This is a genomic window from Acinetobacter qingfengensis (genome assembly GCF_008693185.1).
In the GTDB taxonomy this organism is placed as follows: domain Bacteria; phylum Pseudomonadota; class Gammaproteobacteria; order Pseudomonadales; family Moraxellaceae; genus Acinetobacter; species Acinetobacter qingfengensis.
Genome location: NZ_VXKN01000002.1, coordinates 311,612 through 327,650, shown reverse-complemented (window position 1 = coordinate 327,650; position 16,039 = coordinate 311,612). Strand labels below are relative to the sequence as shown.

Genomic DNA, 16,039 nt, shown 5'->3' with positions numbered 1-16,039 from the left:
GCATATCAATGCCGCATATTATTGTTGAACAATCCGCAAATCTTAAAAATATTGATGCTATTGATTTATTGACTGAGCTTAATCATGCACTGTTTGCTTCGGGAAGTGTGGCTCATATTGATGAAATCAAATCACGATTACGTATAGATGATGATTTTGTGATTGGATCAGGAAATCATCATCAAGCCTATATTCATGTTAAAATTCATTTGTTATCAGGTAGAACATTCGAACAAAAACAAAAGATTAGCGAATGCGTAATGCAGAGATTAAAACAATACAAATTTTTCAATGCCGATCAACTGGAACTGCAATTGTGTGTAGAGCTTATTGAAATGGATAGAGAGTTTTATATCAAAACAAAACTTAATCTCAATTAAAATCTGATGAATTAGAAATCACATTCAGCAGGTCTTGGGCAACATATTCAGTGAGCTGATTTAGCCGATCAAGTACAGAACCTGCGATAAAATATCGGAACGAGTGAATGTGCTGTTGATATAAAATTGTAATAAAGAACGTACCTTCTGGTTTTTCTATTGATTCGCTGCCACCGGATTTTAATAATCCGGTACATGCCACAATTACATCTGCCTGAGAAAATAATTTTTTTCCTTGTATCGCCATTGCATCAGTGACTTGCGCAGATTCTGCACTATAGTTTTTAATTAAAAAAGGGTCTATTTTTAGTATATTAATTTTAATGCTGGGATCATAACTGACCAACCCGCCAAGTAGAATGTTTGCACCACTATTTTTGTAGATGGAAAACTGACTGCTGAGATAACCAGAACTGGCACTTTCAATAAAGGCAATGGTAAGTTGATGTTGTTGCAGATAATCACAGCATTGTTTTAACATTGTTTAATCTCTGATTTTTTTAAGATAGTAAAGTTGATCTTGCTTAAAGATATTGATTTCTGAATGGGTAACCTAATGAAACATAAAATTGCTAGAAAACTCATTTCAATTGGATTGTAATAAAATTATCTGTTGAGTTCTAAGATAAAGTATATAAGTTATGATTATTTTAAATGTATTTTTTACTGTAAAGCCAGAACAAGAAAGTAATTTTAGGACATTGATGACCCATCTGGTTAGTCAAAGCCAAAAAGAACCCGGAAATGTGCATTATCAACTTGCTCAGGATGTTTTTACACCACATCACTATACTTTAATTGAACACTGGAAAGACGATGCAGCGATTGAATTTCATAATCAAACTGAACATTTTTTATCATTTCTGAATCAGGCATCGCAGTTATTTAGTGAAGACGTGGTCATTTTAAAATACATCAATGAATAACCTGAAAAATTGAGGCATTAATGAAACTTTTTATTTATGAACATTGTCCATTTTGTTTGCGTACACGCATGATTTCAGGGTTAAAAAATCTGAATATGCAGTATCAGGTCATTATGGAAGGTGATGCTGAAACACCAATTTCGATGGTCGGTAAAAAAGTTGTTCCGATTTTGCAAAAAGACAATGGGGAGTACCTGATAGAAAGTCTGGATATTGTCAAATATCTGGATGAACTGGATAAGCCACGATTTGCTACAGAAAGTAAAAATAACAAGGTAGATGAATGGATTAAGGACACTGCAAACGATATCTTTTATTTGGTTGTTCCCCGATTTACTAAAGGTAATTTCAAGGAACTTTCAACACCTGAAGCACGGCAAGCTTATCTTGACAGAGAAACACAAGCTTTTGGTGATATTGAAGTTTTAATTGCTAATACCGAACAATATCTTGCCCCAGTCAATCAACAATTACAACTTTTGGAACCGATCATTGCCGAAAGGCAGGGAATAGATATTGATGATTTTAAGTTACTACCTTTATTGCGATCATTAACCATTGTAAAAGACATCGAATTTGGTTCACAAACACAAGCATATATCGAAAATTTAAGTGACAAAGCACAGATAGACTTGCTTTACGATCAGGCAATTTAAATGCAAAACTTTTGGATTAAATAAAATTTTTGTATGTCTAAAGACGCCATGTGAAGAATAATTGGGCGATTGTAAATACTTTTTTTCAAGAGCTTAATAATAGGAGTATTATTTTGGTACTCCTATTAATTTTGATCAAAAAATAAGACTATTTTTCAGAATAACATTTCTTTTAAAAACTATTTTTATAATAAATAGCCAAAAAACCGACAAAATTTAAAAAAGAGAAATGATTGCTTACAAAGAATGCTTTCATAAAATCCATGAAAATCAAATAAATAACATAAACTATCTAAAGTTGAATAGGCAAGCAATGTGTAGATCTGCATATAATATCGTAGTCATTTGAGCTATATCAGCGTAAACAAAATAGTGCAAAGTATTTTTTTAAAAAATAATGAACATCATTTTTTAAGTACACTGCTTGCATTAACATTCAGACCGAAATTTAGTAAAATTTCACAAGTTCATATTATCTGTGTACGCATGAAGCGAGAAATCATGGGTAATTTTTAAAAAAGAGGAAAAACACCGTGCTAGAAGCTTACCGCCAACACGTTGAAGAACGTGCCGCACTCGGAGTCCCGCCGAAGCCACTTGATGATGTCCAAACAGCTGATCTGGTTGAGTTATTAAAAAACCCACCTGCTGGTGAAGAGGCATTTCTTGTTGATTTGCTTGAAAATCGTGTTCCTGCTGGTGTTGACCAAGCAGCTTATGTAAAAGCTGCTTTCTTGGCTGCTGTTGCTAAAGGAGAAGCAACTTCGCCATTAGTAACCAAACAACGTGCTGTTGAATTACTTGGTACTATGCTTGGTGGTTATAACGTTGCCCCACTGGTTGAATTACTTGAAGATGCTGAATTAGGTGGTTTGGCTGCTGAAGCGCTGAAAAAAACATTACTTGTATTTGATGCATTCCATGATGTAGCAGATAAGGCCAAAGCAGGTAATGAAAACGCCAAAGTTGTATTACAGTCTTGGGCTGATGCTGAGTGGTTTACCTCTCGTCCAGATGTTCCTGAAGAAATTAAAATCACTGTGTTTAAAGTGACAGGCGAAACCAATACCGATGACTTATCACCTGCACAAGATGCATGGAGTCGTCCGGATATTCCATTGCATGCCAATGCAATGCTTAAAAACGAACGTGATGGTATTCATCCTGAAAAACCAGGTGAAGTTGGACCATTGAACCAGATTAAAGATTTGATTGCCCAAGGTAATCAGGTTGCTTATGTTGGAGATGTTGTTGGTACAGGTTCTTCTCGTAAATCTGCCACCAACTCAGTCCTTTGGTTCTTTGGTGATGACATCCCACATATTCCAAACAAAAAAGATGGTGGGGTATGTCTGGGTGGTAAAATTGCTCCAATTTTCTTTAACACTATGGAAGATGCAGGGGCTTTACCGGTTGAGATTGACGTATCAAACATGAACATGGGTGATGAAGTCGTTCTTAAAGTAGACCATGCAGCAGCAAAAGTGACAGCATATAAAGATGGTGAGCTTATTGCTGAGTCTGAATTGAAAACTCCTGTGCTTTTAGACGAAGTCCGTGCGGGTGGCCGTATTAACCTGATCATTGGTCGTGGTTTGACAACCAAAGCACGCGAAGAACTCGGTCTAGCACCGTCTGAATTATTCCGTCATCCAAAACAACCAGAAGATACGGGTACTGGCTATACACTGGCACAAAAAATGGTTGGTCGTGCCTGTGGTTTACCGGAAGGCAAAGGTATTCGTCCGGGTACTTATTGTGAACCAAAAATGACTACTGTAGGTTCTCAAGATACTACAGGCCCAATGACACGTGATGAGTTAAAAGATCTGGCTTGTTTAGGTTTTTCTGCGGATCTTGTAATGCAGTCTTTCTGCCACACAGCAGCGTATCCAAAGCCAGTTGATGTGCAAATGCAGCATTCATTGCCAGATTTCATCATGAACCGTGGAGGCGTATCTTTACGTCCGGGTGATGGTATTATCCATTCATGGTTAAACCGTATGTTACTTCCTGATACTGTTGGTACAGGTGGTGACTCGCATACTCGTTTCCCTATTGGTATTTCTTTCCCTGCCGGTTCTGGTCTGGTTGCATTTGCAGCAGCAACTGGTGTAATGCCATTGGATATGCCAGAGTCTATATTGGTGAAATTTAAAGGCAAAATGCAAGCGGGAATTACCTTGCGTGACCTTGTTCATGCAATTCCTTATTATGCAATCAAGGAAGGTGATTTGACTGTTGAGAAGAAAGGTAAGAAAAATATCTTCTCTGGCCGAATTCTGGAAATTGATTTGACAGAAATGGAAACAGAATTGACAGTTGAACAAGCCTTTGAATTGTCAGATGCTTCTGCTGAGCGTTCTGCTGCCGGTTGTGCAATTACACTTTCTGAAGAAAAAGTTGCTGAATATTTACGTTCTAACATTACCATGTTGAAGTGGATGATTTCACAAGGTTATGGCGATGCGCGTACAATGGCTCGTCGTATTGAAAACATGGAAAAATGGTTGGCAAACCCTGAATTGTTGAAAGCGGATGCTGATGCTGAATACACTAAAGTCTATGAAATCGACTTGTCGGAAATTACTGAACCTGTACTTTGCTGTCCAAACGATCCGGATGATGCTAAATTATTATCCGATGTACAGGGTGTAAAAATTGATGAAGTATTTATCGGCTCATGTATGACCAATATCGGTCATTTCCGTGCTGCTGGTAAATTACTAGACAAAGTTCCAAGCGGTTCATTGTCGACTCGTTTATGGCTAGCACCTCCAACACGTATGGATGAGCATCAACTAATGGAAGAAGGTTTCTTCAATATTTATGGTAAGGCTGGTGCTCGTACTGAGATGCCAGGCTGTTCGCTGTGCATGGGTAACCAAGCACGTGTTGCACCAAATACGACTGTTGTTTCTACCTCTACGCGTAACTTCCCAAACCGTTTAGGTCAGGGTGCAAATGTTTATCTGGCATCTGCTGAATTAGCATCTGTAGCTGCGGTATTAGGTAAATTACCAACACCAGAAGAGTATCAACAATACGCATCTCAAATTGATAGTATGGCATCAGATATTTACAAATATTTGAACTTCGATCAAATGAGTGAATATACAAATGCTGCTGAAAATGTGGATACCAAAAAAATTCAGGCTGCACAGTTAACCTGATTGATTGAAATATAAATAAATTTAAGTAATGATAAGGGCTGAGTAATCAGCCCTTATTTTTTTGAGTATTAAAATGAATAAACTGAATCTTTTTAAGTATGCTATAAAAGAACTTTCACAAGATGCTTTTATTTTGTAGTGATTAGATCACGCTAATCCATAATCAAAAAAATGTGCATTATTAATAATTGAATATTTTTTCTATTTTTAAAAAATATTAATATAGATAGTGGTATTTTTAATGATTTTAAATCCTATATTTAAGCATTGAAAAAATGTTCATTCATTTAAGATAGTAAATGATTGCAATTGAAAAACAAAAACGTAATTTGAAAATATTTGTTGCTTTGATTCAAAATTATCGCGTCAATATCGAAGTTTAAGTTTTAAAAAATCAAAAAAATAATTTAAAATTTATTAAACCATTACGTTTTGGAAGTGGAAAAACCATGACGATATTACAAACTGATTATTTCTTAATAAATGAAAATAATTTATTAAATTTTGATGCAATAATTAAATATTTACAAAAAATAATGCTATTGATATTTTAAGTTAAATATTAAATTTTTGTTAAATGGATTGTTGGAATTAAATTGAAGTAATTAATCTATTTTAGTTTCACTATTTGTGATTGATCACCTATAACTGAGTGTGAATTATTATTACAGCAATATGATATTAAAATGATAAAAATGTTATAAAGAATATTAAATGTACAAACTATAGTATAGGTAGGTACAGAAAAATAAATGATTAGATTAAACATGGCGCAAATGATATTGCGCCATGTTTAATCCTTTAGATAAAGCGGTGTTGGATACGCCACGCCCGATGAATTTTTTGATTACGTTTAAAATCTGGGCCAATAGTCCAATGGGTAATTTCTTCAACTTTAAAGCGTTCGGAAATTTCAGGATCTAAATCAAAACCTCTAAAATTATTGGAAAAATATAAGGTTCCTTCACCACTTAATCGATTCATGGCACGTTTAATCAAGGATAAGTGGTCGCGCTGAACGTCAAATGTTCCATAGAATTTTTTAGAATTTGAAAAGGTAGGTGGATCAATAAAGATTAAATCGTATTGTTCGTGACCTTCTTTTAACCATTCAAAGCAATCGCCTTCAAAAAATTGATGTTGCTGATCAGGATGATCGACAGTTAATCCATTCAGAACAAAGTTTTCTTTTGACCAATTTAAATAGGTATTCGATAAATCTACGCTTGTGGTACTTGCTGCACCCCCCAAAGCGGCATGAACACTGGCAGTAGAGGTATAACTGTATAAGTTAAGAAAATGTTTATTCTTGGCTTCTTTGGCAATTTGCAAACGAATTTGGCGATGATCCAGAAATAGACCTGTATCCAGATAATCAGTCAAATTAATGAGTAATTTGGCATCACCTTCACGGACAATAAAACGTTTGGATGCGCTACTTTGTTTTTCATATTGTGTTTTGCCAGCCTGTCGGGCACGCGTTTTGATAAAGACGTTTTCACGATTTAATCCGGTAACTGCTCGTACAGCTGCTAATGCAAGGTTAAAGCGTTTTTTAGCTTTTTCTGGATCAATTTTTTTGGGTGGAGCATATTCTTGTACATGTAGTTTATCACCGTATAGATCGACAACCAGATTAAAGTCCGGTAAGTCCGCATCATATAAGCGCAGGCAATAAATATTGTCTTTAATTGCCCATTTTTTTAGAGCAGTCATATTTTTTTGTAAGCGGTTTGCAAAATCCTGAGCACCTTCTACGTCCACAGGTTGAGCTTGCCACGTGCTTAAAAATGGTTGAGCAATACTAAGCGGTTTAATTTCACCAAAACGGATATAAATTGGTAATTTACCATTCATCAAACGTAAAGTTTCGGTATTCTGAAAAGCTAAAACATCAGCCTGTTCAATTTGTGCAGCGATAATAGCAGCAGATTGTTCAGGGAATTTTTCCTGTAATAACAAGGATAAACCTTGATATAAGGCACGGTTAGATGCTTTATCACCTAGACGTTCGCCATAAGGTGGATTGGTCACAATAAATGCAGTTTGATCAGGCGTTAACTGGAAATCTGGCCAGTCACCTAATACGCGTTCTTCAATTTGAATATCTTCAATGATGGCTTCAAAACCAGCTGCAATAATATTTTTACGCGTGGCTTTTACTGCTTCCCAGTCTGCATCAAAAGCATAAAACTTGGGTAAAGGTTGTTCCAATGCAGCGTAATGTCGCTCTACAGCTTCTTTTTTGATACTTTGCCAGAGGTCATGGTCATGGCCATGCCAGCCATTAAAGCCGAAACGGCGTACCATACCGGGCGCACGATCAGTCAGAATCATTAGAGCTTCAATAATAAAAGTACCTGAACCACACATTGGATCAAGGATTAAATCAGGTTTTTTTTGTGTTAGTCTGGCTTTTTGTAAGATGGCTGCAGCTAAATTTTCTTTAATTGGTGCATCTGTCATATAACGGCGATAGCCACGTTTATGCAAACTGTCACCTGATAAATCAAGGCAGAAATGATGTGCATCTTTGCCTGCCAGTACATATAAAGTAATTTCTGGTTGTTTGATGTCAATACTTGGGCGGCGTCCCTGACTTTCCATAAAACTATCGACAACACCATCTTTAACACGTAATGTGGCAAATTGAGTATTGACTTTAATTTCACGTTCAACATGCAATCTAATGGCAAATGTACTTTGTGCAGCGAATACCAATGACCAGTCAAATTCTACAGCAGCTTCATATAACTCTTCAGCAACATCACGAGCATCGTGTTGATGTGTGATGTCATATTGATAAATTGGTGTCAGTACGCGTGATGCCAGACGTGACCACATGCAAATTCGGTAAGCGATTTCCAGCGTTCCCTGAATGATTAGACGGCCTGTTTTGCGTTCAACCAGTGTTGCACCAAGTTGTTCTATTTCTTCTTGTAATAAGTTTTCTAAACCATCGGCACATGTCACCCAATAGTTATTTACACGTGAAGAGTTGCTCATAAATTAAATAAACCAAATATGGAAAAGATTTTGATAGTAAAGTTTAACGTATTTTGCTATTGAAAGCTTTTTTAATCGCTGAAAAAAATATAAGAGTGTGATCTAAATCAAACTAATTCTTGTTTTTCAATGGTCTAGTGTTTGTCTGGCATTAATTTTGCTAATTTTTTCAAGAAGTTCAAAATAACCATGACAGAAGGTAATGGTTAAATTTTTTGTAAACGCGGAGTAATGCACAATGACTGATCATGGCTTTATTGCAAATGCAGAATTTTTTTCGATTGCAACACAAGTTTATGCAAGATTAAGACGAGTTTCGGGACGAGTGGTTGATGCGATGTACATGGCACAAAACCCAGAGTATGCAAAATATATTATTACGCTTGCGCAAAGCACACAGGATGCAGAACTTCTTCATTACGCAACACGATTATCTGAGTTTATTTCACAATCTACACAGCCAGATTCTGTGCTAGAACAATCTCAACTCTCTTTTTCTCAATCTGAAGATGATTTACAACCCGGATCAACGGCTACTGAGGAAGAGGTTTATAAAGCTCAAGTCCCACATCATTATATTGGGTTCCTGCGTTAATTAAATTTTTGCATTAAAATAATTGAAAGAATTTAGCATCTTGCGAAAGAAGAGGGATGTATTTATTTTTTCATCTTTATGGTGGAGAAAGATATTGAATTTCGCAAGAAATCTATGAGGGTTAATAAATTGTTCTAAATTTGGAATGATGAGTTCATTTTATAGAGATTATATAAAAATTAAACAATGTATAATGATCATTAAGAAATAATCAATAATGAGGTGTAGTGATGAATGCTTTTTTACATCGCAGCGAACATCGTGGACATGTACAACATGGTTGGCTAAATACTTATCATAGCTTTTCCTTTGCAAGTTGGTATGACCCTAACTATATGGGTGTCAGTGCCTTGCGTGTGATTAATGATGATACCATCGCCCCACACCGTGGTTTTGCTACGCATCCACATGACAATATGGAAATTTTAACATGTGTACTATCAGGTGCAATTACACATAAAGATAGTATGGGAAATCATGGTGATATTAAAGCTGGTGAATGGCAATTGATGAGTGCTGGTACAGGCATACAGCATAGCGAAAGAAATGAAGGGGATGAGGCAGTTCACTTGCTACAAATCTGGATTATTCCCAATGAGCGTGATGCTGAGCCGACTTACCAGCAAATTGCCAAAGATCCACATGATTACCCTAATCAATGGCATATTATTGCTGGAACCAGCACTAATGCGCCAATGAAGATTCGTCAAAATACTGAAATTTCAGCAGCTGTATTACAAAAAGGTCAGCATTTGGCATTGAATAAATTACATGCGCTCAATTATGTGCATGTGATTTCAGGAATGCTAAAAATTGCTGAACATACCGTTAGTGTTGGTGATGCACTGGCTTTTGCTGATGATGTAGAAATTATTGCATTGGAAGATTCCCAGATGATCTGGTTTGATTTACCAAAGCCTTAAGATTGGCGTTCTCATAAAAATCCCTTAATCGTGACGATTAGGGGATTTTTTATGCGTGAACTTGTTCAAGTTACTGCTAAAAAGAATCATTTTCAGCTAAACTATGGGCGTTTTCGTGATTCGACCTACAGGAATCCATTATGCATATCGCAGCACTGCATCAGCCGAGCCAACTTCAGCTGAACCAACAAGGAAATTTAAAACATTTCCTGACCATTGAAGGTCTTCCAAAAGATACATTAACCAAGATATTAGATACCGCACAAAGCTTTTTTGATGATAATAATAATTTGATTACCTCGCCATTACTAGAAGGGCGAACTGTAATGAATCTATTCTTTGAAAATTCCACTCGTACCCGTACTACATTTGAAGCTGCTGCAAAACGTTTATCTGCCAATGTATTAAATATTGACATTGCGCGTTCAAGTACATCAAAAGGTGAAACATTACGAGATACCTTATGGAATTTACAGTCTATGGCTGCAGATATTTTTGTGGTTAGGCATTCTGCATCTGGTGCTGCACATTTTATTGCCCAGACTGTTTGTCCGGATATTGCGATTATCAATGCCGGTGATGGGCGTCATGCACACCCAACACAGGCAATGCTGGATATGCTGACGATCCGTCGTGAAGTAAAAAAACCATTTTCAGACATCAGTGTTGCCATTATTGGAGATATTAAACATTCCAGAGTTGCCCGTTCGGATGTTGCTGCTTTACAAACTCTAGGCTGTAAAGATATTCGTATCATTGGTCCAAAAACTCTATTACCCGTTGGTTTTGAGCAATATGCACCGGATGTGCGTTTATTTACTAATATGGATGAAGGTGTCAAAGACTGTGATGTCATTATTGCTTTACGTATCCAAAATGAACGTATTGAATCGCCTGCATTATCTTCACAATCTGAATTTTATAAACTTTATGGTTTAAATGAGCAACGGCTATCATTGGCCAAGCCAAATGCAATTGTTATGCATCCTGGTCCAATGAACCGTGGTGTTGAGATTGCTTCAAGCATTGCTGATGGTCCACAATCTGTCATTTTAAAACAGGTTACGAATGGTATTGCTGTGCGTATGGCTGTTTTGGCGTTATCCATGCAAGGGCAATTGCAGCAAAAAAGCTTATTGGCAGCGCTTGCTATTTAAGGAGATAGAACATGAATGAAATCATAAAAATTGAAAATATACGTGTTTTAAACCCTTTAACACAAAGTGATCATATCGGTACGATTTATCTAAAAAATGGTCAGTTAATTGATGCTGCACAAATTGCTGATGAAAAGATTGAATATATTGATGGTACAGGCCAATGGTTAATCCCTACCATGTTTGATCTTTGTGCACGTTTACGTGAACCTGGTCAGCAACAACATGGAACATTAAAATCAGAAGGCCTTGCAGCACGGAAAAACGGTATTTTGCATGTGGTGACACCACCTGACAGTAAACCGATTGTTCAGGACAATGGTGCATTAATTCAAGGCTTACAAGAAAAAGCATTAAAAGATGGTGGAATTTATCTACATATTATCGGCGCACAAACTCAGGGGCTTAATGGGAAACAACCTGCCAATATGGCAGGATTAAAAAAAGGTGGTTGTATTGCTGTATCGAATGCGAATGCTACTTTTGCTGATGACGATGTGGTGATTCGTACATTGGAATATGCGGCTGGTCTGGATTTAACGGTGGTGTTTTACCCAGAAGAACCTCAAATTGCAAAAGACGGTTGCGTACATGAAGGTTTTATTGCTTCACGTCAGGGCTTGCCAATGATTCCGACGATAGCAGAAACTGTAGCAATTGCTAAATATTTACAAATGGTTGAAGCAACAGGGGTTCGGGCTCACTTTGGTTTATTGTCATGTGGTGCTTCGGTAGAATTGATTGCACAGGCAAAAGCAAAAGGTCTTGCTATTTCAGCCGATGTGGCCATGCATCAGTTACACTTAACAGATACGATTATTGATGGTTTTAATGCATTGGCTCATGTGCGTCCGCCATTACGTTCTGAACAGGATCGTCAATTATTGCGTGAAGGAATTCAATCTGGTGTGATTGATGCAATTTGTACTCATCATGAACCATTAAGTAGTTCGGCTAAAATGGCACCATTTTCAGAAACATTACCCGGTATAAGTGCATTTGATACCTTTGTATCTTTAGGTGTGCAATTGGTAAAAGAAGGCGTACTTGAACCATTACAATGGGTAGAAAAAGTTACTATACACGCTGCAAAAATCTTTGATGCTGAGCAAATTTGGCAACAGCAGGCTGGTTGGGTTTTGGTCAATCCTGAGCAAACATGGGTTGTCACAGAAACCGATATTTTATCTCAGGGTAAAAATACACCATTATTGGGATCAACTTTATCTGGCACAGTACAACGTACTTTTATCGCTGAATAGTTTTATTTTAAAAATGGTTAAATCGTAGGCAAATATTTGGCAAATAATGAAGTTTTCTTTACCTTCATGCAAATTTTGCCTATGATGTGCATTCAGCCAATCCAAGTTTTAACACGCTCGTAGCTCAACTGGATAGAGTACAGGTCTCCGAAGCCTGTGGCGTGGGTTCGAGTCCCGCCGAGCGTACCATTTATTTAAATATTAGATAGTAAAATCAATTACTTAAATTTTTGTACAACTGTATATTATTAGTGATTTTATCAATTCTATTCCCATATCATTCCCATTAAATTCAAGAAATTAGGATAATAAATATGCAAATGGGAAAAAATCAGTAAAATTAAAATATAATGGGACTAGCAAATTTTTTATGTAATAAAGTAATATTTTTATATAAGTTAAATTAAATCATATAGTTATATATTTTTTTTATGTAATAAATCATGTAATATTGATGTAAGAAATTACTGTGAAAAAATGTAGTATTTATAAAAGAATAGGCTTATTAAAATCAATAACTTATAAAATATTACTCCATAAATTACAAAAAAATACACCCTTATGTAATGAGATATCTTCATTCATAACAATAACTTATATTTTGTTATTACATTATTACTTCAAATATTTCTATATCCCTATAAAGAACATATTTTTTACTTTTTTAATTCTTATCAGATGATCTTTTTTGCTATGTATTTTTATCAATTTTGTCATTTCGGCAAATGTGCATCTGTGTAGTGAAATGCAGTATTGAAATATTTAGGGTGATCATCTGTAAATATTGATATTTAACGTCGTTGTGGTTAGGAATGATGAGTCCTTTGATGCAGTTAAGTTGCATTGTTTAGATAGGGATCGCAGGCGGGGGGGACTGCGAACGGCTGGCGTTATGGTGGATATAGGTGATAATTAATCTCATTTGTGCCGAGTTTTTAAAAATGCATAAAAAAAACCAGCAAATGCTGGCTTGAGAATGATGAATATCTTTATTAGGGTTATGTCACATTATCTAGTTTATACTTTTTAAACCGAATGACCTCATCACCAGCCCACTCATTGATCTGCATCATACGAGATTGAAGTGGAACAATTTCATTTTGATAAAATACTTCCGCTGCGTCCTTTATTGACCCAAAGCCACCGGTATTATTTGGTACAATTCCCATGAGTTGCGGTGGCACACGAAGTGCTGCAAGTGTATCGTCCCGGGTAATTGATTTGATGTTGGCGAAATCATCTTTTGCAGCAATTTCAGAGACTGGCAAAATCTGTATGCCATCCTTCTTCCCACCAGGTGCGTAATAGAAAAGATTTCGGAAATTACCGGGTCCTTTGCTATCCTTCAGTGCTTTTCGTAATGCTGTAATATCATTTGGGTCTTGGGCTGCATCATTTACATATAAGATAAAACCAGCATGTGATCCGTTATTGTAGTACTTGCGACGGAAAAGAGTAGCGGACTCGTTCAACCATGCACTTTGTAGTGCTGAGATATATTCAGGTGATCCATAGATTTCCTGATCAATATCCGCTTCTCGAACGTGACAAATTCTTGACTGAAATTCCCATTCTTGATAGCCGTTATGATCATTATTTAATAAAAAATATTGGTCAGTATCTTTACCACGTCGCATATATTTTGCCAAAGCTGGCTTGTACTGTATTACATTCCCAAGTCTGGATTTAACTTCTTCCAGATAAGCATTACCGCACCAAATAAAATCAAGTGAGATTTGTTCAATAGAACTCAAATGAGGATGTGGAATAAATAGATTTGCCAGAAAATTACGTTTAAAAATAATTCCACTATTCAGGTAAGGCGTAGATTTATAAGATTTTGCAAGCCCTGACATACTTACTTGAGGCTCATACCAGCGGCCATTAAACCAACACTCGAGATAATCTGATAATTCATTGCCATTCAATACTGGCACTGCATCACCGAAGGTAAATGCTTCGGTTTTTTGTGATCTGATTTTATGATTAAGTGGCAATTGATTGATGGCAAAGTTCAGTAAATTTTTAGCGGTAGAATAGGGATTCATTAATAAATCTCCATAAATGATTGGTTCATTTGTGTTTGTCCTTCAAGCGGTTCGTTGTACAAAGCATGCATCAATCCCCAAGCCAGATCCGCATGACCAATTTCTTCCGAACGTCCTGCGGTGAAAGTCATCTGTTTTTGACTTGGTGTTAGGGTTTTTTTGATGCTCATAAGTGATTGAGATAGATCAGTCCAGCCAGCGTCATACTCCAGCCGACCATTTCTGATCACGTCCATTGTTTTTAGAACAAGACGAGTTTTGACTTCAGGTGAGTAACTGAATTCTGTGAGATTTGGAAAAAATTGTTTTACCAATTGGGCTACACCAGTTCCCATGCCAGTGACATCCAAACCAATGTAAGTGACGTAATAGCGCAGGGTAGTTTGGCGAATCATCTCTGCCTGATTCTTGAAATCCATGCCACGGAACTGGATTTTTTCAAGCACTCGAAATTTGCCACCAGACACCAACGGTGGTGCGACCACTACCATACCAGCACTGTCACCAGACTCAGCTGGATCGTAGCCGATCCAGACTGGGCGATTGCCATAGGGACGAGCGTGAAATGGCTTAAATTCATCGGCCCAAAGTTCCCATGAATCCACCATACATCGCTGTAGCATTTCTAATGGAAAGATTGATGCGCCATCATCAATAAATTGGCACATCAACAAATTCATAAATTCTTCAGGAGAATATTCGAATCGTAGCTCCTCGATGTCGAATAAATCACAGCCACCATTTTCGGCATCTAAGATTGTGACAATTTGTCGCCACATTCTGTCTTCACATAAACGACCATTCCTTAATGCATCATGTGAAACATCAATATTGAGTTTTTGATCTTTGGTTCGACCACGGTTAAAACGGGTACCAGTCCAAAATGTATAGGCTTCATGTGCCATAGTGGATGGTGTAGAGAAATAGGTTTTACGCCATTTTTTATGCAAAGCCATTGCCGAAGCGACTTTATTTAACTCATTGAATCCAAACGTCCAGAAGAATTCATCAAAATAAAAATTTCCATGGTGGCCTTGTGCAGTTCGGTAGTTAGTACCTAAAAATGATAATGATGCCTGATTGTTATCCGGCAATATAATTGGATCACCAACCAGTTCAACACCGCAGGCTTCATAAGCAAAGCCTTTGATATATTCTTTGAAAATATGTGCTTGGGCTTTTGAAGCAGACAGGAAAATTTGATTTCGACCAGTTTTGACTGCATCGACCAAAGCTTCTCGGGCAAAATACCAAGTTGCACCAATTTGTCGGCTTTTTAAAATGACTCGAGTACGTTGATTGCCAGCCTTATACCAATCCCTCTGATAGTCAAAAAGACTGTCTTCAAATGCTGCAATGAGCAGCTCAACTTGTTCTTCAGTAAATTGATTATTCTCTTTTTTCTTTTTCGGTGATGCATTACGTTTTGCGATATTTGGATTGAGATCTGCTTCATTACCACCGTCTTTGAATCGTTCAATCCGAGCAAACTCTTTGTAATTTTTAAACAGCTCGGACAGTTCTTTATAGTCACCATTTGATTTTTTATTTTTAAGGGTGATTGTCATCAATCGGACCGTTAAGGCCTCTTCAACCCGATTTTCTGGTCGGGTTTTGTCCCATTCTTCCCGGGTTTTCCAAGCCTGTACAGTTCGCTCATTCTCATCTAGAGCTTCCGCAATATCGACAATTTTCCAGCCGAGCCAATATAAAAATTTGGCTTTGAGTTTGTTGTCGAGTAGCAGCTCTAAATTTGCTAATTGTGAAAGTTCGTTCATATCCTGCGGTTTGCTGACGATTTATTCGCAAACATTGGCAGGTGATCACACATTTAGCAGTTATACAGAGTTGTATATGCCTGATTTACAACTACAACAGATTGCAGGTACACAGTCTGATTGCCCATTCTGCAC

At 36.9% G+C, this 16,039-nt stretch carries 12 protein-coding genes and 1 tRNA gene; 9 read left to right on the top strand and 4 right to left on the bottom strand.

The window, feature by feature from the left end:
- Positions 1-8: 8 nt before the first annotated feature.
- On the top strand, positions 9-380 hold the full coding sequence (locus F4V57_RS04050; protein ID WP_070070590.1) for a 5-carboxymethyl-2-hydroxymuconate Delta-isomerase: 372 nt from the start codon (positions 9-11) through the stop codon (positions 378-380).
- On the opposite strand, the gene F4V57_RS04045 is transcribed toward F4V57_RS04050, so the two are convergent.
- Positions 373-861, bottom strand: a complete 489-nt coding sequence (locus F4V57_RS04045; protein ID WP_070070591.1) for a CinA family protein — start codon at positions 859-861, stop codon at positions 373-375. The genes F4V57_RS04050 and F4V57_RS04045 overlap by 8 nt on opposite strands.
- 160 nt (positions 862-1,021) lie before the next feature.
- Here F4V57_RS04045 and F4V57_RS04040 point away from each other — a divergent pair, with 160 nt between their 5' ends.
- From F4V57_RS04040 to F4V57_RS04030, 3 genes are all read left to right on the top strand, one after another.
- On the top strand, positions 1,022-1,306 hold the full coding sequence (locus F4V57_RS04040; protein WP_070070592.1) for a putative quinol monooxygenase: 285 nt from the start codon (positions 1,022-1,024) through the stop codon (positions 1,304-1,306).
- A 20-nt stretch (positions 1,307-1,326) separates the two neighbouring features.
- Positions 1,327-1,962, top strand: a complete 636-nt coding sequence (gene grxB / locus F4V57_RS04035) for a glutaredoxin 2 (RefSeq protein ID WP_070070593.1) — start codon at positions 1,327-1,329, stop codon at positions 1,960-1,962.
- 533 nt (positions 1,963-2,495) lie between these two features.
- Positions 2,496-5,135, top strand: coding sequence for a bifunctional aconitate hydratase 2/2-methylisocitrate dehydratase (locus F4V57_RS04030; RefSeq protein ID WP_070070594.1), 2,640 nt, complete (start codon positions 2,496-2,498; stop codon positions 5,133-5,135).
- Between the two features lie 801 nt (positions 5,136-5,936).
- Here F4V57_RS04030 and rlmKL read toward each other — a convergent pair.
- A complete protein-coding gene (rlmKL, locus tag F4V57_RS04025; RefSeq protein ID WP_070070603.1) occupies positions 5,937-8,141 on the bottom strand; it encodes a bifunctional 23S rRNA (guanine(2069)-N(7))-methyltransferase RlmK/23S rRNA (guanine(2445)-N(2))-methyltransferase RlmL in 2,205 nt (734 codons plus the stop codon).
- Positions 8,142-8,379: 238 nt separating this feature from the next.
- Here rlmKL and F4V57_RS04020 point away from each other — a divergent pair, with 238 nt between their 5' ends.
- The 5 genes from F4V57_RS04020 to F4V57_RS04000 all read left to right on the top strand — a co-directional run bounded on the left by F4V57_RS04020 (position 8,380) and on the right by F4V57_RS04000 (position 12,267).
- Positions 8,380-8,736 (top strand): hypothetical protein, encoded by a 357-nt coding sequence (locus F4V57_RS04020; protein WP_070070602.1) that lies wholly within the window; start codon positions 8,380-8,382, stop codon positions 8,734-8,736.
- Between the two features lie 230 nt (positions 8,737-8,966).
- A complete protein-coding gene (locus F4V57_RS04015) occupies positions 8,967-9,659 on the top strand; it encodes a pirin family protein (RefSeq protein WP_070070601.1) in 693 nt (230 codons plus the stop codon).
- Positions 9,660-9,799: 140 nt separating this feature from the next.
- Entirely contained in the window at positions 9,800-10,816 is a 1,017-nt protein-coding gene (locus F4V57_RS04010; RefSeq protein WP_070070600.1) for an aspartate carbamoyltransferase catalytic subunit, read from the top strand.
- An 11-nt stretch (positions 10,817-10,827) separates the two neighbouring features.
- Positions 10,828-12,078: a dihydroorotase gene (locus F4V57_RS04005; protein ID WP_070070599.1), complete on the top strand. Its 1,251-nt coding sequence runs from the start codon at positions 10,828-10,830 to the stop codon at positions 12,076-12,078.
- Positions 12,079-12,191: 113 nt separating this feature from the next.
- Positions 12,192-12,267 (top strand) — tRNA-Arg (locus tag F4V57_RS04000).
- 809 nt (positions 12,268-13,076) lie between these two features.
- On the opposite strand, the gene F4V57_RS03995 is transcribed toward F4V57_RS04000, so the two are convergent.
- The gene (locus F4V57_RS03995) at positions 13,077-14,126 is read right to left on the bottom strand and encodes a phage portal protein (RefSeq protein ID WP_070069602.1); all 1,050 of its coding nucleotides are present in this window, start codon (positions 14,124-14,126) and stop codon (positions 13,077-13,079) included.
- On the bottom strand, positions 14,126-15,904 hold the full coding sequence (locus F4V57_RS03990) for a terminase large subunit domain-containing protein (RefSeq protein ID WP_070069603.1): 1,779 nt from the start codon (positions 15,902-15,904) through the stop codon (positions 14,126-14,128). The genes F4V57_RS03995 and F4V57_RS03990 overlap by 1 nt, the downstream gene beginning before the upstream one ends.
- Positions 15,905-16,039 lie beyond the last annotated feature (135 nt).